Genomic DNA, 26,867 nt, shown 5'->3' with positions numbered 1-26,867 from the left:
TATCCCCTCGGATTAGCGAACATTCATTTTTTCCGATGTCTGTCCTGTCGCGCGCCAGGCTGGCACATACATAGATTCTACCTGTGGCGCAGGCACGGCATAGCTTCCCGGAGTCACCGCACGGGCCAGGTAAAGCAGTGCAACGTGTCGATATCCGTCAACATCAATGGCGGCGACATAGCGATCGTCACGGTATTCCTGATGTTTAATATCGGCCTGTTGCATGTCAGTCATCAACTCAGTGAGTTTGCTGGCCGAGTCTCCAAGACTTGCACTGCTGTCAGCCAGATTCTGATTTTCAAGCTCCAGACCTGCGGGCAGAAGATCGACCACCAGCGCATCCGGTACGTGGGAGTCAGCCCAGACGTCAAGATGGACTACCACTAAATCGCCGCTTTTTAGCGATGCCAAAGAAAGCGGTTGTCCGTCCATGCCCAGATAATTTCGTTTAATGTGCAGGACGCTGCTGCTCTCGGTCGGTGCCTGCAAAGGATAACCAGTAACATCAAAACGGGTATAAACCGCCGCGTCTCCGCTATTTTTCAGAATCACTGGTTGTTTGAGATGAATCGCATCAAAACCTCGGGTGACCGCCACGGTACCAGCAATCGCTTGCGAGTCACCGCCGAGATTGACCTGCCACGGTGCTTCGGCACTGTTAATCAGGCCACGACCGGCCATAAACAGTGCGTTACTTTCCTGTGTCGACAACCAGCGCTGGCCGTTCAGGCTTGCTGAAAGAGAAAGCAGCAAACGATCGCGCACTTCCGGCAGCAAATTATTTTCAGTGAGCAAGGACAGTATTAGCGCGTTATCTCTCAGCGGGCTGCCATAATCTTCCAGCCAGTAATTTTTCTCTGGTCGAACTTTAGCAACGCCCTCTGCTAGGGCAGTTTCGGCGCGCGGCATGTCACCCATCATCTTCAGGGCGATACCCAGTTGCACCAGTGGCAAACCGGACTGCGCCGCGCTGCGTTTTTCATAAAGCTGGCGCAGTGCACCAAGCGGTGCCTGTTGCTGCCCGGCAAGAACTAACCCAGCGTAGGCCTGAACGGCAAAACGCGTGCTGTCCGGCTGCGAGCTGTAGCGCACATCAATCTGATTTGGGTCCTGCAAATAACGCTGCAAACGTTTATTTGCTTTGTCTAATCCGTCGTTAGAAACGCTGTACCCTTGCTGTGAGGCGCGTACCAAGAAGTCGGTAGCGTAGGCGGTCAGCCAAAACTCTTCCGGGCTATCTTTGCTCCAAAGGCCAAAGCCCCCGCTGTCTTTCTGCATGCCGAACAGCCTGTCGATACCAATATCGATATTATGACGGCGAATATCATCGGTTGAGGTTTTAATACCCATGGCTGCTAATTGAGCACGGCTGGTGTACAGCGAAGGGTAAAGACCGCTGGTAGTTTGCTCAAGACATCCATAAGGATAAGCCAGCAGTTCGCTGATATAGCGAGCCAGATTCAGCGGCGGTTTGCTGCTGAGTAACAAGCGCCCCTGTAACGTATCTTGCTCCAGTTGCGCATTGGCATCAGGCGGCAGTTGCCAGGTTTCCCCTAGATGCAGCACGGTGGCAAAATTACGGGTCAGCGCCGGGAAGGCAGGTCGAACGCCAATAGCCCAGCTACGATGATAATCAGGTAGTTTTTCATTGGGCAGATTCATACCACTAACGGTCAGGCTAACCTGACCTTTGCCAAACCCAGCCAATGCCTTGACGGGAATTGAAATCGTTTTACGCTGCCCCTGCGCCAGCACAACGCGTTGATCAGAAATTGATCCATTCAGGCTTATTAACCCGCTGGTTGCCACACTGAGGCTAAGCGTCTGCTCTGCGCCTGAAAGATTGGTAACATCCAGAGCCAATGCTGCGGTATCGTTATCGGCCATAAAGCGCGGAGTTGCAAGATCGGCAATTACCGGCGCGGCCACCACAACTTTAGACTCGGCGCTGCCAAAATCTTCATCACTCCAACCCTGAGCCATTAAACGCAGTTCGCCGTTAAAGTCAGGGATAGGAATTTGCACCTCGCCTTCGCCATTATCATCAAGCGTTACCGGCATGGCCTGCTGTGCCACGATTGTCACTTCGGTCACCGGCTTCTGCCCCCCTCTTGATAACGGGTCTTCATCTCCATCACCGCCGAAACTCAGGCTCGCCATACGGCCTTTGCCTTCAATCAAATAGCCATAAACGTCATACTGATCAACGCTATAACGTTTACGACCCAGAAATGCATCGTAAGGATCGGGAGTTTTAAAACGAGTTATCGACAACACCCCGGCATCCACCGCCGAGAGCAGCAGATTGATATGATGAGGCACAGCTTTACCTTCCACCGTGGCTTTAACTTTCACGGTTAGCAGCTGGTTAGGGCGAATCTTGGCCGGAGCCTGGAGTTGCAGGTTTAGCTTACGGCCTTCAGTAACCAGCGGCAGATGCAATAATCCGACGGCGCGTTTGGGCGTAGACTGCTGCTTCTTATCGCCAGGACGCAATACCAGCGCGCTGAAATAAAGGTCGTGACGCCGCCATTCGCTGTTGATAGGTACGTCGACATCAATACCGGCCTCAGGTACGTTTATTTCCTGCCACCAAAGCGGTCCGTCGCTTGACTCCACCAGCAGATAGCCCTTACCCGCCGCGGGAGCCTGAATGTGTATTTTTGCCCTCTCGCCCGGTTGATAAGCCGGTTTATCAAGTTTTAATTTGACCTGATCGGGACGCACAGCATCGGTGCCATCGGTATTGTCCTGCCAACTGTAACCGGCCCAGAAACGCAGGCTGCTGACCTGATGAGTTTGCGGATCTTCAACCTCGATACGATACGCACCCCATTCGACCGGGAAGCTGACTTTGGTCGAGCCATCGGCGGCAATATCTATCTGCTGACGAGCCAGCACCAAATCCTTTTTGTCGTATAAAGATTGCCAGCCGTCACTCTCTGACCACTGCCAATAATAGTCGCGACGCTCGCGGACCAACCGAACCTCAAGCCCCTTCGCCGCCAGCTTCTGCCCTTCGGCATTGGCAGAAACAATGTCAAAATCAGCCTGAGTGTTTTCATTGACTATCGCCTGCGACACTGTTTTATCGGTACGGTAATCGTAAATATCCTGCTTGTTAAATAGCGGGCGGATTCCTGGCAGCACCTCGGCTGGCCATATCGCCTGATCGACCCGACGGGTTACCGGTCGACCGCCCGACTCCAGCAGGCTCGCCTGAAGAATCACCGTCAGCGGTGAATGCACGCTGTTCCAGCTATTCTCAATGCTAACCTCGCCCTTACCTTCGGCGTCTAATGTCTGGTCAATATCGCTCAGCGTTCTGGAAAGGTTTTCTTCATTAACTACGCCAAACTCGTAATCAGGCAAGGCAGAAACTGCCTCTCGCAACGGCCGTAAATAAACCTGCCCTTGAAGGCGATTTCCCGCCGCCGGTGCACCATAGAGATAACGCCCGGTCACATCAAACTTGACCTCGGCATCTATCGCCAGCGGTTGCTTACTGCTGCCGAGATCCAACGCCAAACGTTCTGGAAGAAAATCCTCGACCTTGAATGGATAATAACGCAGCTGGTTATCGCCAAGATTAAAACTGACTTTCCATTCACCGGTCGGCCCATCTTGTGGGATAGGGTATTGATATTGATATAAACCGTTTTGTGGCTGCCACATAAAGGTATGCGCAACCTGACCGTCGGGTTTAATCAGCTGAGTTTTGATCGGCTGTGTAGAAACTGGTTTTCCGTCGGCATCGCGCAGCAGAGCATTTAAAAGCAAGGTTTCACCTGGCCGATATAAATCTCTCGGCCCAAAGGCAAACAGCGTTTTGCTATAGCCTTGCGGACCGGCAATATCAAACTCAGCCAGATCTAGTGCCGATTGGTTGAGATTAATCAGGCTAGTTTCGCCGTCATGCTGGGCAAGCAATAACACCGCCTTTGAATCTTTGGCAAATTTGGCGTGGCCCTGACTGTCAGTCTTGCCCTGCGACAGCGTGTGCCCTTTCCCGTCTACTAGTTGCAGATTGATATCGGCGAGCGGCATACCGGCTTCAAGGCCTTGAGTGTAAACGTCAATCTGTTGACTATAACTATGTAATGACACGCCGATATCGCTAAGCGTAAAAAGGGTCGCCGGATTAGTGTAGCTATAGCGCCCGGCCTGTTGCATTACCGCAAGATAGACTCCCGGCTGCTTTAGCGTTTCAATTCCTGCCAGAGGTAATAACAGATGCTCGCGGGTATTAAGCTGAGGATTAAGTGCAAAACGCCCAGTATAAACCAGATCGGCACGCTTTAACAGGGTCTCGGACTCCCAGGAAGACAGCGCGCTGCGTGATTGCCAATCGGCAAGAAACTCTGGAAGCGATTCACTTTTAATTCGGAAAAAATTAACGTCAACATTATCCACGTTGAGCGCGATGACAGGCAAACCCTCGGCCCATCGAGTTGGCAGCAGCGAGCCTTTACTGGCAAAACCTACGCTAGGTTCAATATTTCGAGTCTCGAGAGTCTTCTGCTGCTCGGCCCCCAACCCTGCTCCGTTAAGCGCTTTGAGGTTTGCGTCGACAGTGACTACCAGTTTCCTGTTGGGTAGTAGATGGCGGAATCTTAGCTCCGTGAGATTATCTGATAGCTCCCAGGCTCCGTCTGGATTTCCACTTTTGGTATCGACCAAATGCACCAACGATGCAAAATTCTGTTCAGGATCGAGAGGAACGGAAAAGGTCAATACCAGCGCACTCGCGCCGTCAAGCTGAAGTTCGGAGGCATCAAGCAGTGCAAGCGGCTGTCCGGCACTCTTTTTTGCCAGCGCCTCACGTTGATTGCTATCAAGCTTCTGTGCCAAAGGAGAAGCGATTTTCTGGGCAGATACTTTTTCGGCAATCTGTTCTGAAGGCGGCGGCGGTGGATCTTTAGGTTTAGGATCATCACAGGCACTTAAACTTAACAGAGCTAACCCGACAGCTAAAACCTGCCAACGTTTCACTGCCCTGCCTAATCCTGAAACTAAAGACTTGCCCATTGCGCTATCTCCCTGATGATCGATCAATTCTTCACGCTGCCCAAACGCGGCTAAACATGCGCCAGACAACAATGAAATACAACCACATATTTTGAAAAATTGCGTTACCGCGAGACGCAAAGATACATCAGAAGACATTTTTTGCCATCACGTTGCGAGACAGCTCGCAAACCTCTGCTCGAGACTCGCGGTGTATAAAACAAACAAATTGACGATTTGTAAAATTATAGATAAATTGTCAATTATGAAAAAACAGACTTCCGAACATCACGCCAATCAGGCGCTGCTAAGTCAGCTGGATCAAATCGCTCAGGGGATTGGTGAGACATTTGCCCCTTTTTGTGAGGTGGTGGTCCACGACTTGCTTGACCCTAAGCACGCTATTTTGTCGATCCATAATAATCTCTCGGGTCGTGAAGTCGGCGCGCCAGCCACTGAGCTGGGCCTGGCACGGATTGCCGATCCTGAATACCCACAGGTCATAGCTAATTACGCCAACCGCTTTGCCGATGGAAGACGAGCAAAAAGTACCTCAGTTGGCATTAAAGATGCACAAGGGCGTTATGTTGCAGCGCTGTGTCTGAATATTGATCTCAACCTTTTCAGCCAAATGCAAAGCATGCTGGCGCAGTTTTGCCAGACCGGTAATGTGGAAATCAGAGAGACGCTGGACCCGGCCAATGCTGTAGCAATCCGTGAGCAAATCGATAAATTTGCCACCAGCCGCTCCCGGATCCCTCAAGCGCTAAAAGCCTCAGAACGCCGCCAACTATTAAATGAACTGAAAGACGGCGGCTATCTTGAGATTCGCAAGGCGATGAGCATTATTGCCGAACATATTGGAGTGTCACGGGCCACGCTTTACAACGATGTAAAACCTTAAAATATCTGGCATTCAATGTCGTTAAACAGCAAGCAAAGAGGGAACAATGATCACACTGCCTACTTATGATGATGTTGTCGCTGCCGCCGGAAGAATCGAAGGCTATGCCCATAAAACGCCGGTGATGCAGTCAAGTATTCTTAATCGAGAGCTGGGCGCTGAAGTTTTTTTCAAGTGTGAAAACTTGCAGCGTATGGGAGCCTTCAAATTCCGTGGCGCGTTTAATGCCCTGTCCCTGCTCGACGAATCACAGCGTAAAAGAGGTGTGATCGCCTTTTCCTCTGGTAACCACGCACAAGGCATTGCGCTGGCCGCCTCCTTGCTCGGCATTCCAGCGACCATTGTCATGCCACTGGATGCGCCAAAAGCCAAACGTGCGGCTACCGAAGGCTACGGCGCAAAAGTGGTTGAATATGATCGCTATAATCAGAGTCGAGAAGACATTACTCGAGAACTTGCCGACAAATTCGGCTATACGATTGTCCCAGCGTACGACTACGCCCCGGTGATTGTCGGGCAAGGCACTGCGGCAAAAGAGCTTATCGAAGAAGTCGGCGAGCTTGATGCCATGTTTGTTCCGTTAGGCGGTGGCGGTCTGCTGGCTGGCTGTGCCCTCGCTACTCGCGCCCTGTCACCCGCCTGCAAGATTTATGGTGTTGAACCGCAAGCCGGTAATGACGGGCAACAGTCTTTCCGCTCGGGTTCCATCGTTAAAATAAGCACTCCGAAAACTATAGCCGACGGCGCGCAAACGCCTTCTCTCGGCCAGATAAACTTCTTTATTATTCAACGCGATGTCAGCGATATTTATACCGCCACGGACGAACAGCTGGTTGAAAGCATGGCCTTTTTCGCTTCTCGTATGAAGCTGATTGTGGAACCAACGGGTTGCTTGGGGCTGGCGGCAGTTCGTGCCAATGCCGATTCGCTGCGCGGTAAACGAATCGGTATCATTATCAGCGGTGGGAACGTTGATTTAGACAATTACAGCCGCTTGCTGGCCAATTTCGCCAGCCAGAAGGATTAACATGATGCGATTTATTTCAGCAGCAGAGTGTTTAACCGTGGTCTCTCACCCGTTGGCTTTCGAGGCAGTTGAAGCTGCGTTTATTGCCGTCGCTTCACCACAAAGCACGCTGTTTCCCGTACTGATCGGCCACGGGTCAGAGACCAGCTCGCGTTTTACCGTCAAGTCAGCAACGCAGTCTGTGACAACTCCTTTAACCGGTTTAAAAATAGGCACTTATTGGCCAAACAACAGCGCCAAAGGTCTGCCGAATCATAACTCGTACATCATGTTGCTCAACGATGAAACCGGCGAACTAGAAACCGTACTCGAGGGTGGCAAGGTTAACGCCTACCGCACCGCCGCTGCCGATGCGGTAGCGGCAAAATATCTAGCCAGACCCGATGCTACACGGCTGGCAATCTTTGGGGCCGGGCATCAGGCATTTTATGAGGTCGACGCGCTGCTTGAAATTCTGCCGATTGCCCACGTTTATATCGTCAATCGGGACCAGACCAGAGCCGAAAGTTTACGCCAGCATCTGCTGAATAAAGGCATTGATGCGAGACTCAGTGATGCGGAAACGGCCTGTAAAGCCGCTGATATTATTGTCACCGCCACCGGATCACGCTCTCCTTTATTTCAGGCTGAATGGGTGAAACCCGGCACGCACGTTGCAAGCATGGGGTCAGATGCGCAGGGTAAGCAAGAGCTGCCCGCAGAACTATTTAATCAGGCACGGCTTTTTGCCGACCTGCCGGAACAGTCGCGAACGATTGGCGAGTTTCAACATCTGGCCACGCAGTTTGCCGCTAAAGATACCCCGGTTAATGCCATGGGTGACGTGATCCTTGGTAAAACGCCGGGTCGCAGCAATCGAGATGAAATCACTGTTTTTGACAGCTCGGGCATCGCGCTGCAAGACCTCTTTATTGCCGCCGCGATTGTTAACGCGTTGGATTCTTTTTAATTTTTCCAGGCTACCGATATGACTGACAAACTCAATATTCAAGATACTGCCCCATTTCACGGGGAGAGCATTCACGACAGAGAAACGCCTTTCCTGCTGCTAAACCGCGACCAGCTTGAACGTAATGTTGCTCGACTGCGCAAACACACCGACAGTTTTGGCATCCCTTTGCGGCCGCATCTCAAAACGGTTAAATCAGTTGAGGCAGCCAGGCTTATCCTCACTGGCGGTAATGGCCCGGCGACAGTTTCTACGTTAAAAGAAGCTGAAGTCTTTTCAGCGACAGGCTGCAAAAATCTGATTTACGCCGTGGGTATTGCACCGCAAAAGCTGGCTCGCGTCGTCGCTTTGCTAAAAGCAGGCACGGATATCAGCGTGATTTTAGACAGCATTGAGCAGGCGCAGGTCGTAGCAGACTATTCCCGACAGTCCGAGGTCAAAATTCCAGCGCTGATTGAAATTGACAGCGACGGCCATCGCAGCGGCGTGGTGCCGGGTGATGCTCTACTTATCGAGATAGGTAAAATACTGCATAACCAGGGGGCGGAACTGCGTGGCATTATCACTCATGCCGGTGAGTCTTATCACTGCAAGAGTTTGCAGGAGCATCAGGCCATGGCGGAAAGAGAACGTTCTGCCGCCGTGGCCTGTGCCGAAGCACTGCGCGAAGCGGGTTTACCGAGCCCGGTGGTCAGCGTAGGCTCGACGCCAACCGCCCATTTCAGTCAGAATTTAACCGGTGTCACTGAAGTTCGTGCGGGAGTTTATACCCTGTTTGATCTAGTCATGACCGGTGCGGGCGTGTGTCAGACCTCAGACATTGCCCTGTCAGTAGTTGCTACGGTGATTGGTCATCAGCGCCAAAAAGGTTGGATCATGGTGGATGCTGGCTGGATGGCAATGTCTCGCGACCGAGGCACGGCATCGCAGGATGTCGATCAAGGCTATGGCATCGTCTGCGATATGTCCGGTAAGCCGCTGGGAGATTTAATTATGACCGGGGTGAATCAGGAACACGGGATTCTGTCTTTGCGACCTGGCAGCCAACAATCGCTTCCAGAGTTACCCTACGGCAGTCGGGTGAGAATTTTACCCAATCACGCCTGTGCGACAGTGAGCCAACACGGGGAATTTGCGGTCGTCAGAGATAGCAGTGAAAAGATTGACGCGCTGTGGCCAATAATCCACGGATGGTAAATCTTCAGCCAGTAAAAAGGCCGCAATCTGCGGCCTTAACTTTATTCAGTGAAATGTACTGGCGATTATTCCGACGCCAAACTCACTCAGGCTTTGCCCGATGAAGGAATAATATTGCGTAACCAACTGCCCCATTTACGCTGATAGAAAGGCTGAGTATGGCTAACCAGATAATGGCTCAGCCCCCTCTCCTTCTCATTCACCACGCAGAAATCAACCGGCTTATCGTCAGGTGACGTTTCGCTAGCTACATTTCCGGCCTCGCGGATCAAGGCGTCAACTTCAGCCTCGGATCCATCAGCCTCGATCCCAATCAGCAGATTGGGTTCTGGATCGACAGTTTTATCGTGGATCAGCGCCAAAAATGCCCGGCGAACCGGTTTTTTCTGGCTAAACAGGGTGGTCAACGCATCGACCATTGCCGACGGATATTCCTCCGGCTGACCGATTAACAGCTGGCTTTCGGCGTCTAAAACCAGCTCGGTCGGCACCGCCAACCCGCCAGTATTGAGCAGCATGGTTATCTCACTCGGGTAAAGCTCTTTGCCGTACTCCGATTTTGGATTGAGAAACAGCTCCTCGCCCTGAGTCATCTCAAACAAGATCTTTGCCGGTAAGGCGACAAAAGACTGTTCGTCTTCACTTTCACCTGCCGCCGCGCGCTCAAGCACTTCAACAGAAGAAAAGAAAGGAATGATCGAGCTGCCATCCTGCTTTTCCCAATGCAGCAAGTTTAGCTCGCTGCCCGCGTTAATTTCAGACGCCAGGTCGCCGTCCTGCTGGCCTGCATCGCCTAACACCCACACCGTTGAATCAAGCAATAGCTGATAAAAGGCCGGGCGATAGGCTGCCTGAGTCACAGAAAGCCTGAGCAAACACTCAAGCTCGTTTTCATCCGTAGCAGTTGCGGCAGGAATATCGTGCGGGACGCTCATCTTGTCTCAATCCCTCGGCTTATTGGGTTTTGCCAGTGTTGGCTTTTGCTAACAGCAAATTGGCAACCGTACGCACGCCAACACCGGTAGCGCCCGCAGACCATTGGTCGGCGGCGCTTTTGCGATAGGTAGCGGAACAGTCGATGTGCAACCAGCCTTTCTTATAGTTTTCAACGAAGTGCGACAGGAAAGCCGCGGCAGTGCTGGCACCCGCGCCATAGGCAGGGCCACCGATATTGTTCAATTCGGCAAAGTTTGACGGCAACTGTTTGCGATGGAACTCGGCCAGCGGCAGACGCCAGAACGGTTCATGTTCAGCAGCAGCACTTTCAAGAAGCTCCGCGGCCAGCGCATCATCAAAGCTGAACAGCGCGTGATAATCGTTGCCCAGCGCAGTTTTCGCAGCACCGGTCAGCGTTGCGGCATCAATCAGGATAGCTGGATTATGTTTTGCAGCGTCGATTAGGCCATCGGCCAGAACCAGACGGCCTTCGGCGTCAGTGTTCATCACTTCAACGGTTTTACCGTTGCGATAATGAATGATGTCGCCCAGCTTCAGCGCATTACCGCTAACCATGTTGTCGGCACAGCACAGGTAAAGTTTGACACGTTTGTCCAAACCACCCGCTGCTGCCAGTGCCAGCGCACCTGTCAGCGTGGCGGCGCCACCCATGTCGGCTTTCATTGAATCCATTGACGCACTTGGCTTTAAGCTATAACCGCCGGTATCAAAAGTAATACCTTTGCCTACCAGACAGGCAAACACTGGCGCGTCCGGGTTACCGGTCGGGTTGTAATCCAGAGACAGCAGAACCGGTGGACGGTCAGAGCCGCGACCCACGGTGTAAAGGCCGTTGTACTCTTTCTCGCGCAGCTCTTCGCCCTTGCGGATACGATAGCTGATGGAGTCACCAAACTCACACAGCAGATCTACGGCGCTGCGAGCCAGTTTTTCCGGGCTAAGATCTTCAGCCGGTTTGTTGATGATATCGCGAACCCAGTCAATAATCTTCAGACGCTGTTGCAGGGTTTTAGTATCGGCAGTGGACAGCTCTGCCCAATCAACGCTGCGAGTGCCTTTCGGGCCACGGAAGCCTTGCCAGAACGCCCAGCTGTTTTCAAGATCCCAGCCTTCACCTGCCAGTTTAACTTTTTTTACGCCCTGACCGTCGATACGACGCGCCGCACGTGAAATAGAAGACAGTGTGTCTTCAGCAGAAAAATGAATAGTGATGCCGTTGGAATCCGTGCTCAGCAGGGCTTTTTCACCCCAACGTGCGTCGGCCGGTTGTGAAGACAGCAGGACGGGCATTACATCATTAGTCGTAGCTTCGGTCGTCATTACAACACTCCTGATTATTCTTAATCTTCAATGATTAGCGTTCGAAAATTCGCGCAGACGGCTTATTGATTTACCGATCAGCGAAATACTGTAATCGATCTCTTCTTCAGTAGTAAAACGCCCTACCGAAAAACGAATGGAACTGTGCGCCAGCTCATCGTTAAGCCCCAGAGCCTTTAATACGTAAGAAGGCTCAAGGCTGGCAGAGGTACAGGCAGAACCAGACGATACCGCAAGATCTTTAAGGGTCATGATCAGCGATTCGCCGTCAACGTTGGCAAAGCTGACGTTGAGAATATTGGGAGCGGTGTGACCTTCTGCTCCATTAAGGAAGACGTCTTTGTTCTGGCGAACACCAGCCCAAAGTCGATCGCGCAATGTCGCCAGACGAACGGCTTCTTCAGTCATCTCAAGCCTGGCAATGCGATAGGCTTCGCCCATGCCAACAATCTGGTGAACCGGCAAAGTGCCGGAGCGCATACCGCGCTCGTGTCCACCACCGTGGATCTGGGCTTCAATCCGAACCTTGGGTTTTCGGCTGACAAACAGTGCGCCGATGCCCTTCGGGCCATAAATTTTGTGCGCAGAAAACGACATCAAATCGACCTTAAGCTCGCCGAGATCGACCGGGATCTTACCTACGCTTTGCGTCGCATCGACGTGGAACAGGATCTCGCGGCTACGGCACATTTCACCGATGGCGGCGATATCTTGAATCACGCCAATTTCATTGTTGACGTGCATCACTGACACTAAAATTGTGTCATCGCGCAACGTCTGTTCCAGCTGTTGCAGACTCAGCAGCCCATTGGCCTGTGGATTGAGATAGGTGACGTCGAAACCTTCACGCTCGAGCTGCTCGCAGGTGTCCAGCACCGCTTTATGTTCGGTGGTGAGAGTAATGATGTGGCGGCCTTTATGCTGATTGGCCAGCGCGGCACCCTTGATTGCCAAATTGTCCGATTCGGTTGCGCCAGAGGTGAAAACTATTTCGCGCGGATCAGCGTTGATAAGCTCGGCAATATTATTTCGCGCTACATCCACCGCCTCTTCAGCCTGCCAGCCGTAGCGATGGGAACGGGAGGCCGGGTTACCGAAAGTACCGTCCAGCGTTAAACACTGCATCATCTTTTCGGCTACGCGTGGGTCAACCGGCGTAGTGGCCGAATAATCCAGATAAATCGGTAATTTCATGGCAAAAATGCTCCGTACTGCGCGTCCGCAAACGAACGTGACTATTTATTATCGAGGCGAGTTCATTGTCGGGTTAGTTTAAAACGGCTTTACTGCTGGGTAAAAGGGAAATCATGCCAAACGCGGGTCGGAAAGCAGAATATGCTTATTAAGGCGGCCTTCTAATGAGAAAGTTCATAAAACAAAAACCGGGCGACAAGTCTGCAATGACACATTGTCGTTGCGCTTATCCAACCCGGTTTTTATTACGCCCAAATTGCAGAGCAAAATGTTTGGCGTCTAAGAAAATGCGTAACTCATTATTAGGCGCGCAGATTCACATTAATCGTTTCTTGCGGACGACCATTCGGCATACGACGAAGATCGTTATTCTGGCGATCGGCAACTTCCAGCACGTCTTGGTTATTAACCAGTTCGCCGATAGTAATGTCATTCAAGAAGCCGCTAATGCGCTCGCTCAGATCACGCCATAAGGTATGGGTCAGGCAGCGTTCGCCACCCTGGCAGCCTTCTTTACCCTGGCAACGGGTCGCATCGATAGATTCGTCAACGGCAGTAATCACCGCACCCACGGAAATTTCGGTGGCTTCACGACCTAACAGATAACCGCCGCCCGGACCACGAACGCTGGCAACCAGTTCATGTTTACGCAGACGGGAGAACAGCTGCTCCAGATAAGACAGAGAGATGCCCTGACGTTCAGAGATGTCAGCTAAAGGCACTGGGCCTTCCTGGGAATGCAGTGCTACGTCCAACATAGCTGTAACAGCATAACGACCTTTAGATGTCAGTCTCATAACATGTTTACCTGTTAGTAGAAGTCAAAAATTCATAGGGGGGACAACATGAAAATGAGTCTGACATTCCCGACTAATTTAGTCAACTATTTAACCTAGTAATTTACTCAAGTATTACATACGTAGTTTCCATGGTTAATTTTTCCATAAAAAACCAGCATGTAACACTTTGATAAATAACTATATTACAGAATAATAAAGCTTATTCCTTATCGATATTTTGCTTATCTACGGCGCTTAAAATGCCACGCAGGATGGCTAGCTCTTGAGATTCTGGACGCGCGCGGGTGAATAAACGACGCAGTCTGCTCATCACCTGACCTGGGTGCGCCTTGCGAATAAACCCTACTTTTAGCAGGACTTGTTCAAGGTGAACATAGAAGCGTTCAAGGTCTTCAACCAGCGGATAAGGTGTCTCTTCGTATTCAATCTGAGGCTTTTCAGCTTCCAATTGGCTTAACCAGGCGACGCGAACTTCGTAGGCAATAAGCTGTACTGCCATCGCCAGATTCAGCGAGCTGTATTCCGGGTTGGCGGGAATGCAAACGTGATAGTTGCACTTTTGCAGCTCTTCATTGGTCAACCCTACACGTTCACGGCCAAACACCAGCGCAACGGGAGAATTGACTGAAGTTTTAGCGCTGAGCTCGCCGCATTCGCGAGGTTCCAGCATAGGCCATGGCAAGGTGCGCGAACGTGCGCTGGTACCGATGACCAGGCTGCAACCTTCGAGAGCCTGATCCAGGGTTTCGACGATAGTGGCATTGCCAATTACGTCGCTGGCCCCTGCGGACATCGAGATTGCCTGTGAATCAGGTTTTACGAGCGGGTTGACCAAATAAAGGTTAGACAACCCCATGGTTTTCATAGCGCGGGCGGTGGAGCCCATATTCCCGGTGTGGGAGGTTTCAACCAGGACAATGCGAATATTGTGTAGCATACAAACTCTGAGCGTTGCGGAAAATCGCAACAGTTTATCACAATCCGGCGCGGCGTCATGGTTTAGCAGGCGGTTTAAAAGACAAAGGGTGCAAATTCGTTGGCGTTTAGCATAACTATTGCTATACTGCGCGCCGTTTCCCGTTCTTTAACATCCTAGTTGGAAGATATCCATGCATCCGATGCTCACCATCGCCGTGCGCGCTGCGCGCAAGGCCGGTAACCTGATTGCCAAACATTACGAAATGCCAGACTCTGTAGAAGCAACTCAGAAAGGCACTAACGACTTTGTCACTAACGTAGATCGCGATGCAGAAAGCATGATCATCGAGGTTATTCGCAAGTCGTATCCAAAACACACCATCATCGGCGAAGAGTGCGGTGAATTGGCTGGCGAAGAAAATGACATACAATGGATTATCGACCCGCTGGATGGCACTACCAACTTTGTAAAACGTTTCCCTCATTTCGCAGTTTCTATCGCTGTGCGCATCAAAGGCCGCACCGAAGTGGCTGTAGTTTATGACCCAATGCGTAACGAACTGTTCACTGCTACCCGCGGTCAGGGCGCACAGCTGAACGGCTATCGTCTGCGCGGCACCTCGGCTAAAGACCTCGACGGCACCATTCTTGCTACCGGTTTCCCATTCAAACTGAAACAGCATGCAACCAGCTATATGAAAGTGGTTGGCAAACTGTTCACCGAATGTGCAGACTTCCGCCGTAGCGGTTCAGCCGCGCTGGATCTGGCTTACGTTGCTGCCGGCCGCGTTGACGGTTTCTTCGAAATCGGCCTGAAGCCTTGGGACTTCGCCGGTGGCGAGCTGCTGGTTCGTGAATCAGGCGGCGTAGTGACTGATTTCGTTGGCGGCCACAATCATTATTCTTCTGGTAACATTGTTGCCGGTAACCCACGCGTTGTTAAGGGTATCCTTAATGCAATGCGTGATGAGCTGCACGATGCGCTTAAGCGTTAATCGTTAGCAGCGAAATTTTAGGACGCCTCGGCGTCCTTTTTTTTGCCTGTATAACCCCGTCATTGTTTCAGGATTTTTTTAAGTTTGACGGAATATGGGCCACGGCCGCAGTTTTGAAGATGAGCCTTTTTTCAATCAATCGGTAGGTTATCTCTCCAAACACAACGGCCGCCAGGAACACCACAATGCCTATCAGACCCAAGGTTAAATTACTCAATCCGCTGCGAATGATCAGCATGGCATAGGCGGTGGTAAAAAATGTGTGGGTTAAATAGAGTGAATAAGAGGAGTTACCGATTTCAAGCACTGGGCCTGATACTTTTTTAGCCGTAAACAGATAAAGAAACAAAACAATAGCATTCAAATAGGGAAGATATACTGCATCGTCACCTAACTCGCTGTATTTAAATATGATAACAAGCATTAATATCACGAAAAGTGTTAAAAGTCCTCCTCTAGCCATTTTAGAACTTATCAAGCCAAGAATTTTTTCTTGATGATGAAAAATGAACATGCCGACAATAAAAAGATAAGATATTTGAAATGAAAAAAATGACTTGGCATTTTCAGAAGTCATTAATTCAGACGACATTCCCAATGTGATAAATAATATCGTCAGGATATAAATACCGCTTTTCCGATGTTGCCCGCAAAAAATAAGCACTGCAAAGGAAATATAAAAGAAAATCTCATACATTAGTGTCCAACCCTGCCGAAGGATAGGATCGATAACATCGCCATTAAATGAAATATAAGGGATCAACAGATAGGAAGTTATCATCTTGCCAAGGGAATAATGCTGCGCGCTGTTGAACATTCGCAGTTCCCACAAAACCACACACACCGTAGTCCAAAAAAAATAGAGTGGATAAATTCTGACTGCCCGCTTGACGATAAACGCCCTGCTGTGTGCGGTACCGCCTGCCTTGTCATTGGTGGTCATCGACATAATATAACCGCTAATAACAAAAAACACGCCAACACCAACCTGTCCAACTAACTCCATATTATGCAGGACTACACTTCCTAAACCACCCACGTTTCTATATGCAGCAAAGCTTGAAGAGATATGTGCGAAAACAACGCTTAACGCCGCTACTCCACGGAGATATTGTATATTCTCGTTTGTTTTCAATTTCATTACCTCTCACGCTATTTTGGTTTCAAAGGTAATACAACCTTAACTATTAAGGTGGGCTAATGAACTAGGCGACTTTTTAAAATACCATTAAAATAGATCATCCCTGACTTCAGCACAGCTGCGGTGCACAAGATTTGAATTTAATAAATCGGTGGGCATTATTATGAGTAAAAGGTATTCCTGAGCTGAATATAGGCTAGATATTGCGTGAGAAGCAAGATGAATATCTTAGGGGACAAAGACGTGAAAAATAAAGAACCAAATATTATCTTTTGGCTCTTTATTAATTAAATCATAGCGATGACGAATGACCGAATGGCCCTATTCCACCGCCAAAAACCGAATCGCTGGCCTGGTAGAGTAAAATCCCTGCAAATATCAGAATTAGCCCACCCAGAAGTGAGAATAACGACCAGCTTAATCGGGTTGCGAGTGAGGGAGCTTGATTAACGCTGAGTTTCACCGCTAACTCTCGGCTATAAAATACTAAAAAGCCTACCAGTGACACCGTCAATGAGGTGCCTAGTGCCATTACCAGCGCTGACAATACGCCCCACCAGTAAACCCCGATGACTTTGGAAAACAGCAAAACCATAATAGCGCCCGAGCAGGGTCTAAGCCCCATCGCCAGCACCACCGCTATCTGTGTGCGCCAATCATTACCTGATTGAAGCTGGCTATCGCTTGGAACGTGCTGATGCCCGCAACCACAGTTGGCATCATGCTGATGATCGTCGGCCAGGCGAATAGTTTGGATCTTCATCGGCCGGGATTGTGATTTATTCTCACGCCATGCAGCTTTCAGCAGGGTGAAGCTTCGTCGAATCGCTCGCCAGCAAAGGATTGTTCCCAATAGCATCACCAAGACATAACTGCCTTTCTCCAGCCAAAAACTGCTCTGATGGAGCTGACGAGATGAAAGTTGAAACACGCCCAGCACCAGTGTAACCAGCAAAATAGCCACCAGCCCTTGCACCACTGCAGAGGCAAAAGTTAGCCGCAAACTGTTTTTAAGCCGAGACGGATGAGTGGCCAGATAAGTAGTGATCACCACTTTCCCATGGCCCGGCCCTACAGCGTGAACAACTCCATAAATCAGGCTTAGTAAGGTAAGGCTAAGTCCCGCTTGCGCTGGGTGAGCGCTTACTTGCTGGAGAATGGCGGCAAGGTGTTGATGCAGGCCACGTTGCCAAATAATACTGCTCAATAGAATGCGCGGCCAAAAATGCCACAGCGCTGCACAGGCGAATACCAGCAAGGCTACAAACAGCGCCAGCGGCCAAAGTTTTACCCCTTTCGAGCTGGAATTTTGACCCTTTGGAGTCTTGGTCGATAGCAGGGGCAGCTCTTTTATTGACATTGCAGGGTCACCTTCTGGGCAAATTGCTGACCAAGATCCATGGTTTCAGGCGGTGCGTCGGCCTTATCCAGCGACAGAGCATAAGCTTGTAAGGAGGCATTCGGCGCCGGAGTAAAAAGAGACAACTTGCAGCTGGGCCGAGTTTCGGCAGATAGATGCAAAGCGTGATCGTCTTTATACGTCATATCAACAAAATAGCTGGGATCATAAGTCGAGATGACCAACGGCTTTCCCGCCAACGGAGCAGGCTCGGCGAGCGGGATCACAAACTCCAGCACAGCTTTGGCGCCGTTACGTGATAGTTGGTACTCACTGGGTAGGCGCATGTATCTCACCGGTTTGCCATCGCGATATACGTCGGTGAAATAGTGCTGTGCCATCACTCGCGCCATAACCTCGGCCGCCAGCTTTTTCCACACGATGGAATCAGGGGCTGCTTTACCTGCATCATAGAGCAAGTCGGCGGAGGTGATTTCATCCATCGTCCATACCATTTTGAGACCAATCAGGCTTTTATCTCTGGTCACTAAAGTGGTCTGCATATCAATAAAACTGTGTGGGTGAGCCAAAGTTGGAAACGCACAAGCCATCATCATAATCACACCCGCTAATTGGCAAAGTTTTTGACGCGGCGTAAATTTTTGCCTGAAGCGCAATGGTGAAATTTTCAAAAGAGGGTCCAAATCAAGTTAAATGTTTTAATTGTTATAAAGTAACATCTTAAAACAAATCAATTAAGAAGCTAAGTAAAAAATAACTGTGATCTGGGTTGTAAGGCGGTGTAAAACCGCGACCAGTAGCACATTGAATCGCCAATGATTTGCTATGCTAATGAAGAATTTTAAATAAAGCGAATACAGAAGGTAATATGAGCCTGGACACCTCCCCTGTGCCTGAGCTCTCCGCTCAACAACGTCGCTGCAATCTATTGTTGATGCTGTATGCGCCGTTCGCGGCGATACAACTGGAGAAGGTTGGTCAAATCAATGGTGTAGACCTGGCGACAACGCAAAAAGACCTTGCGCAGCTCTCCACTGAAATTCAGCGCCTCCATCGGCTGGAAATTGTCGTGACCGAGAAACAGATTTATCGGCTACAGGGCGATTTGCTCGATCAAAGAATATGTTTGATTAACGGCCTGCGCAGAGCGATACGCACCAGCCCTGACTTTATCCGTCAGTACTTCTCGCCAAATTTAACTCAGGCTCTAAGCAACACTGCCAATTTTGATAACCCGCACTATCATGGCCAGTTTCCTCTGCTGCTTGAGCGTATCTCACAGCTGCTCAGTCGTGAGTTCAGCCCTCGAGATGAGCAATTCCTGAATCTGTATCTGCAGTTTTGCCTGTGGCAGGATATCAGCCCGACCCAGATCGCATTTAGCGACGGTCAGCGCCAATGGCTGCATGAAAAACCGGAGTTCGCGGCGGCAGAATTGATCGTCAACAAACTACAAACGCTTTGTGCCAGCAACATTGCCGACTGTGAAAGGGACTTTATTGCTCTGCTGCTCACACTGATAAAAAACTACAGCTATGAAAGCTCCGGTACGCCGGAAGATGAAAAGCTGATGAAGCAGATTGAAGAGTTGGTTGCCAATTTTCAGGACGTATCAGGCATGACTTTTAGCAGCTATGAAGGGCTGATCAGCCAGCTTTTTGCCCATCTAGGGCCGGCCATAGAGCGCTGCCGTTTTGCCATCGCGGTTGATAGCCAGATGCAAGATGAAGTCAATCGCATGTACCCGAGGCTGATGCGAACAACGCACGACGCGCTACATGACTTCAAGCAAGCCTACGATATCGAATTCTCACCGGAAGAAGTGGGGTTGGTGGCGGTAATTTTTGGTGCCTGGCTGATGCAGGGTAATGCCTTGCAGGAAAAACAGATTTTACTGTTAACGGATACCGACCCAAAACTGGAGGAAGCCGTAGAACACCACATTCGTGAAGCCACTCTGATGCCGTTGAATATTAAATATCAGACTCTGGAAGAGTTTCACCGACACGGTGCGCCCAGCGGCGTGGCAATGATTGTTACACCCTACGCGACCTTGACCACCGATGCCGATCCGCTAGTGATTTACACTCAGCTGCCGCTAACCAAAGACGAAAGAAAAAGAATTCGCTCATTACTGGAAGCCAGCTAACCCCATCCTACAAATCCATGATCTGGATTAATAACTATTCATTAATTTTTCCATAGAGTGTTTTTTTACTCATGGAGGAATAAATTAAATGCCGCTTGGAAAAAGCTCATCGACACAATATACAAATACTCAAACGGGGATAACACGACAAGATCCTGTTCAACAGTCTTCATCGTCTCATCTACCTCTGACCAACACTTCTAACAGCACCTTACTTCCCAAAAGTCTGCAACCTCCATTGGCCACACCTAATACCCATTGGGGAAATTTGGATAATCAGATCAATGTACAGTCCAGATTAACGCTACCAATCACCTTAACAGCAGAACACAGGCAGTATATCGAGGGTTGTGTAGAGAAATATACTGCCGCCAATGGCTCTTCATCTTTTAATAAAATCAGTTATGATCGTTTAATACCCAATTTTAATCCCCAAACTCGATTACACTCCCATAATGAAAACGCTGATTTCTGTGAGGCTCTAAGCAAAGTAGATTTCCCGGAGATCATTAAAATTGATTCTAAAATCAATGATTTCATCCCGGTTAGGCTCACCCGTCAGTCAACTCTTGAACAGAGCTGGGATATCGCAAAAGGGATGCTCAATTTATTAAAAAAAGGAAATGATGAAAGGCATTTGTACGCTGAGCCTTTTGAAAGTTTTAAATATATAAATCCTAACCTTCTGGAATACAATCCACAAAACGGTGAAGTCAGGCTTTCGTTAAAAGGATACCTTTTAAACTGCCTGATAACTCGATATGACCCTTTTCGTGCGTCCTTTTCCATTACACACGATCTTTATAAATACGAAAAAAATTTTATGCAACAGGAGTTTTTAAATTATAGATTTGCACCAGAAATAATCCTAGATCTAAACCCCAATAAACTTGATAAAGCGATTGTTTATTCAGCGGCGAGGTCAATGCTAGAACTTCTGCCAATTGATGTTTATGGAGGTAAAAACAATGATGCTTTTGTCTCTCGACTGATTGATCTGTTTAATGACATGCACAAAGACGATAGAAGAGATCGTTCCGATTTTAATTCCATGTATTCTCGGTATATGGATTTAAACGATGAAATAAAAAATCAGATTGCCAATCAAAATAACGGAATTAACACCGGCTTCCTGTCTTTTATCAACTCTGAGGTTGCAAAGCGTGAATAATAGCTATCAATATTGAAGCAAAAAAAAGCCATGTCCACAGACATGGCTTTAGTTCTTCCTGGTGGCGGATAAAAACCGCTACCAAGCGTCTACCTTATGCATATACCGGATGACGTGCGCAAATATCCAGAACTTTTTGCTTAACGCGTTCAATAGTTGCTTCGTCGTTGATATTATCAAGCACGTCGCAGATCCAGCCAGCCAGCTCACGCACGTCAGCTTCTTTGAAGCCGCGACGGGTCACTGCCGGAGTACCGATACGGATACCAGAAGTCACGAACGGGCTTTTCGGATCGTTTGGTACGCTGTTTTTGTTAACAGTGATGTTGGCACGACCCAGTGCAGCGTCAGCTTCTTTACCGGTCAGACCTTTATCAACCAGATCCATCAGGAACAGGTGATTGTGAGTTCCGCCAGAAACCACGTTGTAACCGCGCTCAAGTACCACTTCAACCATGGCTTTAGCGTTTTTAGCAACCTGGTGTTGATAAACTTTGAACTCAGGTTCCATTGCTTCTTTAAATGCAATCGCTTTACCGGCAATCACGTGCATCAATGGACCGCCCTGACCGCCAGGGAACACGGCAGAATTCAGTTTTTTATACAGATCTTCGTCGCCGCCTTTAGCCAGGATCAGGCCACCGCGTGGACCCGCCAGGGTTTTGTGCGTAGTGCTGGTAACAATGTGAGCGTGTGGAACCGGGTTAGGATAAACGCCCGCGGCTACCAGGCCAGCAACGTGAGCCATGTCCACGAAGAACCATGCACCGATACTGTCTGCGATTTCACGCATTTTTGCCCAGTCAACAATACCGGAGAAGGCGGAGAAGCCACCGATGATCATTTTTGGCTTGTGTTTCTCAGCCTGACGAGCCAAATCTTCGTAATCGATTTTGCCAGTTTCGTCGATACCGTAAGGAACGACATTATAAAGTTTGCCAGACAGGTTAACCGGAGAACCATGAGTCAGGTGGCCGCCGTGCGCCAGGTTCATACCCAGAATGGTATCGCCCGGTTGCAGCAAAGCAGTGTAAACCGCGAAGTTAGCCTGTGAGCCAGAATGGGGTTGAACGTTTGCGTAATCTGCACCGAACAGCTCTTTTGCACGGTCAATCGCCAGTTGCTCAACTATGTCAACGTATTCGCAGCCGCCGTAGTAACGCTTGCCCGGATAGCCTTCGGCATATTTGTTAGTCAGTTGAGAACCCTGAGCCTGCATCACGCGCGGGCTAGTGTAGTTTTCTGACGCAATCAGCTCGATATGCTCTTCCTGACGTACGACTTCCTGCTCCATTGCATGCCACAGCTCGGCATCATAATCGGCAATGTTCATTTCACGCTTTAACATCTGCATCTCCTGACTCGACAAACTTAAATAAACGCCCCTGATGGGTTCTGGCGCACAGTGTAAACTGTTTCCACCCCATTGGCATAGTCTCAGGCACAGGTTTTTAAGCAAACGATTGGCTTCCCGTGGGGCAAGGCTTTGATCTGTTATAGGCAAAGCCGTTTCAAGCGACTTTTCTTCATTCTTGCATGCAAATCTTTCAGCTTTGTGAGCTGTCCCGCAACTGAAGGTAACGCGTTACAGAGCAACGACAAAAGGAATTTTAAGGCAAATTAACGGCAGGGATTAGACGAGGGATGATGCAGGGATTAGGTGCGGGCCGGAAGGTCCAGCCCGCAAAGAGTGCTTAGATAGCCTCTTCGTCCTCTTCACCGGTACGGATACGCACAACGCGAGCCACGTCAAAGACGAAGATCTTTCCGTCGCCGATTTTGCCGGTTTGCGCGGTAGTCATGATAGTTTCAACGCAGGTGTCAACGATATCGTCAGCAACCACGATCTCGATTTTCACTTTTGGCAGAAAATCCACCATGTACTCGGCACCGCGATACAGTTCGGTATGACCTTTCTGGCGACCAAAGCCTTTGACTTCAGTTACGGTCATCCCGGTGATGCCCACTTCAGCCAGCGCTTCACGGACGTCGTCGAGCTTGAAAGGTTTAATGATTGCGTCAATTTTTTTCATGGCAGGCCCTTTTATCGTTCATTTACCGATGTTTTTTATCCACAGCGGCAAGATTTAATTTTTAGCTTTAAGGTGCCAAGGGCACCGGCAGGCGCATAAAGTATCATATCCTCATGCCCCTTAAAATCTGCGTGGGCCAAGGAAGTCGTTTTTAAGACTCTTTAAAGTCATTGGCCTCGAGTTCATGCCTTGAAAGCAGCTTATAGAACTCGGTTCGGTTGCGCCCGGCTATTCTCGCCGCCTGCGTCACATTGCCACGTGTAATCTGCAAAAGTTTGCGTAAATAGTGCAGTTCAAAGGTGTTTCTTGCCTCGACAAAGGTCGGTAGTGCCGTATTTTCACCTTCCAGGGCCTGTTCAACCAGAGCTTCACTGATTACCGGCGCAGACGTGAGCGCCACGCACTGTTCAATCACATTGACCAACTGGCGCACGTTGCCGGGCCAGCTGGCAGCCATCAGGCGTTTCATTGCATCGGTCGAGAAACTGCGCACAAACGGCTTATGGCGAATCGCCGCTTCACGCAGCAAATGACTGGCAAGCAGCGGGATATCCTCTGCTCGCTCGTGCAGCGCGGGCAGTTTGAGATTCACCACGTTCAGTCGATAATACAGATCTTCGCGAAACTCGCCCTTCTCCATCGCCTTGGGTAAATCGCGGTGAGTCGCGGAAATAATCCGCACATTGACATCAATGTCGTGATTACTCCCCAGCGGCCGCACTTTGCGTTCCTGCAAAACGCGCAACAACTTTACCTGCAATGACAAAGGCATATCGCCGATTTCATCCAGAAATAGTGTGCCGCCATCGGCCGCCTGAAACAAACCTTCCCGGCTGTTCACCGCGCCGGTAAAGGATCCTTTTGCATGACCAAACAGTTCAGACTCCAGCAATTGCTCCGGCAATGCGCCGCAGTTAATGGCAATAAACGCCTTCTTGCCGCGCGGACTGGTGCGATGGATAGCCTGAGCAAGCACTTCCTTACCGGTGCCGCTTTGCCCGTTAATCAGCAGGCTGACGTCCGACTGTGCAACCATTTTGGCCTGCTCCAGCAAACGCAGCATAATCGGGCTACGCGTCACTATCTGTTCACGCCAGCTATCGTCACCGGCAGGAGCAGACTGGGCCAGCGCTTCGTCAATGGCTTTGTAAAGCGCGTCACGGTCAACCGGCTTGGTCAAGAATCCAAATACGCCCTGCTGAGTCGCGGCTACTGCATCAGGAATAGAGCCGTGAGCGGTCAATATAATCACGGGCATACCAGGCTGATGCTTCTGAATTTCTGCAAACAGCGCCATGCCGTCCATCTCATCCATCCGCAAATCGCTCAGCACCAAATCAATGCGTTCACGACGCAGCAGTTTCAATGCCTCTTCACCGCTGGCCGCGGTGGTCACCTGGAATCCCTCGCTGGAAAGGCGCATGCCCAGCAGCTTCAACAGGCTGGGATCGTCATCCACCAGCAGCAGGCTGGCATTTCTCCGTGCGCTCATGTTTCTCCCGTTGCTTGTGTCTTTTCATTTTATTTGGACTGGCTCGTTTTGGCCGGTACGTAGGTATCTTTGTCAGAGCCAGAAACGCCGCGCCCGGCCCCCGAGACGTTACTGTCGTTGTCAGGCAGTTCGCTTTGCAGCTGTTTGCGTGATGACAGCTGGCGCTCGATATCGGTCAGATTTTCCAGCTTACGCCGGGTATCATCCAGACTCGCCTGCAAAGCGGTTTGCTGATTGGCCATCTCCTCTATTTTGGCTTCATTGGAGGATTGCTGGCGAGCGTTACGCGCTTTTTCATCTTCAAAGGCGATTTGCAACGACTCTCTCTCACGCCACATCTGCACTAGCGGGCGGATCTCGCCGGGCATCTGGCCACGGTAATCATTGACGCTATTGAGCAACGCTCTGCGCTGAGTCAGGTCAGGCTCGGCCCCGGCGGCTAAAATGCTCTGTTTAAAGATATTAGCCCATCCTGAGGCAGGAATTAGCGCCGCCTGATAATTTGCCTGCGCGGTGCTCATGCGATCGGAGCAGTCCATCGCCCTCAGCCAGTACAATGAATTGGTGACCGTGGCATTATCATCCAGCGCCCAAAGCGTTTCACAGGGCGCCACACGAAAATCGATCACTTTACTGTCCGGGATAACATCCTCAACCGGCTGGGAAAGTTCTTTACTATGATGATGCGTACAACCACTCAGCATCAGCAGCATGGGCGTTAGAATCGCCGATGTGAGCAGCAGTTTTAATCTTGTCTGCATGGTGTGATTATACTCGGCTAAGTTTTCCCGGCGTTGGAGGGTAATTCAATGCGGAAACAGACATCGGCGTAGTCGACGTCGACCAGTTTCAGCTCGCCCTCCATACGCTTGATACAGTCTTTGGCGATACTCAGCCCCAACCCGCTGCCTTTGACGGCACCTTTGCGCAGTTGGCTCCCCTGAAAGAAGGGCTCAAAAATCATGGTTTGTTCGTCGACAGGAATAGGCGTGCCGCTGTTGGCGACATCAATGTAGGTGCGTGCGCCCTCCTGCCAGCTATGCAGCCAAATGTTACCGGATTCGGCGCCATAGTGCACCGCATTGGAATACAGATTATCCAACACCCGCACCAATAGAATAGATTCGGCCCAACATTGCGCGGCATCGGTAGTGATTTCGGTATGGATCATCTTGCTGCGTGCCGTAAGGCTGTGTGCCGCCGCCACGCGGTGGAGAATTTCCGGCAGATCGACCTGTTCTTTGTCGGTCGCAATGTCGGCCAGTCGGCGATTATAATCCAGCAGTTGCTCAATCAGGGTTTGCAGATGGCGACTACTGCTATTGAGAATAGCCACCACCTCTTGCTGATCGGCGGTTAACGGACCGGCAATTTCGTCACGCAGCAGCTCGGTGCCTTCACGCATGCTGGCCAGCGGAGTTTTCAGTTCGTGCGAGATATGGCGGAGAAATTCGTGACGCTGAGATTCAAACCACGCCAGGCGTTCACTGAGCCAGTGAATACGTTTTGCCAGCACGCGGATCTCGCGCGGCCCGCGAAATCTGGCGACACTTCCCGGCGAGCGGCCTTCCCCGAGCAGATTAATCATTCTCTCAACCCCCTTCACCGGCCCGATAATCATGCGGGTAAACAGCAGCACCAGCATACCGCTGAGCAGGAATAACACCAGCGCCTGCCAGCCGAAGAACTTGCCGCGTGCGGCGATAGCATGCTGCAACTTCTGGCCACGGGAATAGATGACTTCCCGCGTCGCCTGAACCATTTCGGCGTTGGATCGCGAGAACTCTTCGAGCTGGCGAGAGGCGTCAGGGATCGGACTATTATTTTCACATTTAAATGAAGAGAGCTGAGTCAACAGGTCGCGCAGATTTTGGTTGTAGCGCGGATCGGGCAATATTGGCGCGTGGGCATCCAGCATCTGCGAATATTGACGCAGCTGACTTTGGTAAAGAGTTGAAAGCGTTGGGTCGTCGAGCACGCAGTATTGGCGATAGCTGCGCTCCATTTCCAGCGCAATACTGGTCATCGACTCGCTGCGTCGGGCGTCAACAATGGTTGTGCGGTTGATTTCTGCCGCCTGCTCGCTGAGGTGTTTTAGGCTGGCATAAGCCTGATAAGCCAAAACCAGTAGAGGTAACAGCACCAGCAAAAAGGCCATCAGGACTAGCTGACGCAGAGAACCTGGGAATATACGCCGCTTTTTCAAGGAATCATCTCGCTCTCAATCAGTCTGTTGATGCTAACCGAGCCGGA

The 26,867-nt window shown here is 50.2% G+C and carries 21 protein-coding genes; 7 read left to right on the top strand and 14 right to left on the bottom strand.

Annotated features, from left to right (window positions below; genetic code table 11):
• Positions 1–12: 12 nt before the first annotated feature.
• Positions 13–5,028 carry an alpha-2-macroglobulin gene (locus SPM24T3_RS21550; protein ID WP_009638951.1) on the bottom strand — a complete coding sequence of 1,672 codons (5,016 nt, stop codon included), beginning with the start codon at positions 5,026–5,028 and terminating at the stop codon, positions 13–15.
• Between the two features lie 244 nt (positions 5,029–5,272).
• Between SPM24T3_RS21550 and SPM24T3_RS21545 the strand changes: the two genes are divergently transcribed.
• From SPM24T3_RS21545 to SPM24T3_RS21530, 4 genes are read left to right on the top strand one after another with little or no spacing between them, the layout of a single operon-like run.
• Positions 5,273–5,911, top strand: coding sequence for a transcriptional regulator (locus tag SPM24T3_RS21545; RefSeq protein ID WP_009638950.1), 639 nt, complete (start codon positions 5,273–5,275; stop codon positions 5,909–5,911).
• Positions 5,912–5,957: 46 nt separating this feature from the next.
• On the top strand, positions 5,958–6,938 hold the full coding sequence (locus tag SPM24T3_RS21540) for a threo-3-hydroxy-L-aspartate ammonia-lyase (protein ID WP_009638949.1): 981 nt from the start codon (positions 5,958–5,960) through the stop codon (positions 6,936–6,938).
• A 4-nt stretch (positions 6,939–6,942) separates the two neighbouring features.
• Positions 6,943–7,887 carry an ornithine cyclodeaminase family protein gene (locus SPM24T3_RS21535; RefSeq protein WP_009638947.1) on the top strand — a complete coding sequence of 315 codons (945 nt, stop codon included), beginning with the start codon at positions 6,943–6,945 and terminating at the stop codon, positions 7,885–7,887.
• An 18-nt stretch (positions 7,888–7,905) separates the two neighbouring features.
• Complete coding sequence (locus SPM24T3_RS21530; protein WP_009638946.1) at positions 7,906–9,084, top strand: DSD1 family PLP-dependent enzyme; 1,179 nt, start codon at positions 7,906–7,908, stop codon at positions 9,082–9,084.
• An 86-nt stretch (positions 9,085–9,170) separates the two neighbouring features.
• Here SPM24T3_RS21530 and sseB read toward each other — a convergent pair whose 3' ends face one another.
• From sseB to trmJ, 5 genes are all read right to left on the bottom strand, one after another.
• Positions 9,171–10,019 (bottom strand): enhanced serine sensitivity protein SseB, encoded by an 849-nt coding sequence (gene sseB / locus SPM24T3_RS21525; RefSeq protein ID WP_009638945.1) that lies wholly within the window; start codon positions 10,017–10,019, stop codon positions 9,171–9,173.
• A 19-nt stretch (positions 10,020–10,038) separates the two neighbouring features.
• Complete coding sequence (gene pepB / locus SPM24T3_RS21520; RefSeq protein ID WP_009638944.1) at positions 10,039–11,361, bottom strand: aminopeptidase PepB; 1,323 nt, start codon at positions 11,359–11,361, stop codon at positions 10,039–10,041.
• A gap of 27 nt (positions 11,362–11,388) precedes the next feature.
• A complete protein-coding gene (locus tag SPM24T3_RS21515; RefSeq protein WP_009638943.1) occupies positions 11,389–12,555 on the bottom strand; it encodes an IscS subfamily cysteine desulfurase in 1,167 nt (388 codons plus the stop codon).
• Positions 12,556–12,857: 302 nt separating this feature from the next.
• Complete coding sequence (gene iscR / locus SPM24T3_RS21510) at positions 12,858–13,352, bottom strand: Fe-S cluster assembly transcriptional regulator IscR (RefSeq protein WP_009638942.1); 495 nt, start codon at positions 13,350–13,352, stop codon at positions 12,858–12,860.
• Between the two features lie 202 nt (positions 13,353–13,554).
• A complete protein-coding gene (gene trmJ / locus SPM24T3_RS21505; RefSeq protein ID WP_009638941.1) occupies positions 13,555–14,292 on the bottom strand; it encodes a tRNA (cytosine(32)/uridine(32)-2'-O)-methyltransferase TrmJ in 738 nt (245 codons plus the stop codon).
• A gap of 172 nt (positions 14,293–14,464) precedes the next feature.
• On the opposite strand from trmJ, the gene suhB reads away from it, so the two are divergent.
• Complete coding sequence (gene suhB / locus SPM24T3_RS21500) at positions 14,465–15,268, top strand: inositol-1-monophosphatase (protein WP_009638940.1); 804 nt, start codon at positions 14,465–14,467, stop codon at positions 15,266–15,268.
• A gap of 67 nt (positions 15,269–15,335) precedes the next feature.
• Here the strand turns inward: suhB and SPM24T3_RS21495 are convergent, their stop codons facing one another.
• From SPM24T3_RS21495 to SPM24T3_RS21485, 3 genes are all read right to left on the bottom strand, one after another.
• The gene (locus SPM24T3_RS21495; RefSeq protein WP_037379423.1) at positions 15,336–16,403 is read right to left on the bottom strand and encodes an acyltransferase; all 1,068 of its coding nucleotides are present in this window, start codon (positions 16,401–16,403) and stop codon (positions 15,336–15,338) included.
• Between the two features lie 298 nt (positions 16,404–16,701).
• Positions 16,702–17,769 carry a nickel/cobalt transporter gene (locus tag SPM24T3_RS21490; protein WP_009638938.1) on the bottom strand — a complete coding sequence of 356 codons (1,068 nt, stop codon included), beginning with the start codon at positions 17,767–17,769 and terminating at the stop codon, positions 16,702–16,704.
• Positions 17,760–18,362 carry a DUF1007 family protein gene (locus tag SPM24T3_RS21485; RefSeq protein WP_009638937.1) on the bottom strand — a complete coding sequence of 201 codons (603 nt, stop codon included), beginning with the start codon at positions 18,360–18,362 and terminating at the stop codon, positions 17,760–17,762. The genes SPM24T3_RS21490 and SPM24T3_RS21485 overlap by 10 nt, the downstream gene beginning before the upstream one ends.
• Before the next feature lie 275 nt (positions 18,363–18,637).
• On the opposite strand from SPM24T3_RS21485, the gene csiE reads away from it, so the two are divergent.
• Together csiE and SPM24T3_RS21475 are read left to right on the top strand one after the other, a co-directional pair.
• Positions 18,638–19,918: a stationary phase inducible protein CsiE gene (gene csiE / locus SPM24T3_RS21480; protein ID WP_009638936.1), complete on the top strand. Its 1,281-nt coding sequence runs from the start codon at positions 18,638–18,640 to the stop codon at positions 19,916–19,918.
• Positions 19,919–20,006: 88 nt separating this feature from the next.
• On the top strand, positions 20,007–21,089 hold the full coding sequence (locus tag SPM24T3_RS21475) for a hypothetical protein (protein WP_009638935.1): 1,083 nt from the start codon (positions 20,007–20,009) through the stop codon (positions 21,087–21,089).
• A gap of 94 nt (positions 21,090–21,183) precedes the next feature.
• Here the strand turns inward: SPM24T3_RS21475 and glyA are convergent, their stop codons facing one another.
• From glyA to SPM24T3_RS21450, 5 genes are all read right to left on the bottom strand, one after another.
• Positions 21,184–22,437 carry a serine hydroxymethyltransferase gene (gene glyA, locus SPM24T3_RS21470; RefSeq protein ID WP_009638934.1) on the bottom strand — a complete coding sequence of 418 codons (1,254 nt, stop codon included), beginning with the start codon at positions 22,435–22,437 and terminating at the stop codon, positions 21,184–21,186.
• A 346-nt stretch (positions 22,438–22,783) separates the two neighbouring features.
• On the bottom strand, positions 22,784–23,122 hold the full coding sequence (gene glnB / locus SPM24T3_RS21465; protein ID WP_009638933.1) for a nitrogen regulatory protein P-II: 339 nt from the start codon (positions 23,120–23,122) through the stop codon (positions 22,784–22,786).
• Between the two features lie 151 nt (positions 23,123–23,273).
• Complete coding sequence (glrR, locus tag SPM24T3_RS21460) at positions 23,274–24,614, bottom strand: two-component system response regulator GlrR (RefSeq protein WP_009638932.1); 1,341 nt, start codon at positions 24,612–24,614, stop codon at positions 23,274–23,276.
• A gap of 29 nt (positions 24,615–24,643) precedes the next feature.
• On the bottom strand, positions 24,644–25,375 hold the full coding sequence (qseG, locus tag SPM24T3_RS21455; protein WP_009638931.1) for a two-component system QseEF-associated lipoprotein QseG: 732 nt from the start codon (positions 25,373–25,375) through the stop codon (positions 24,644–24,646).
• Between the two features lie 17 nt (positions 25,376–25,392).
• Positions 25,393–26,772: a sensor histidine kinase KdpD gene (locus tag SPM24T3_RS21450; protein ID WP_050956197.1), complete on the bottom strand. Its 1,380-nt coding sequence runs from the start codon at positions 26,770–26,772 to the stop codon at positions 25,393–25,395.
• Positions 26,773–26,867 lie beyond the last annotated feature (95 nt).

The sequence above is a fragment of the Serratia sp. M24T3 genome, from assembly GCF_000257645.1.
Classification (GTDB): Bacteria; Pseudomonadota; Gammaproteobacteria; order Enterobacterales; family Enterobacteriaceae; genus Rouxiella.
Note: the sequence above shows the minus strand (reverse complement) of the source record. Positions and strands in the feature narration are given on the sequence as shown.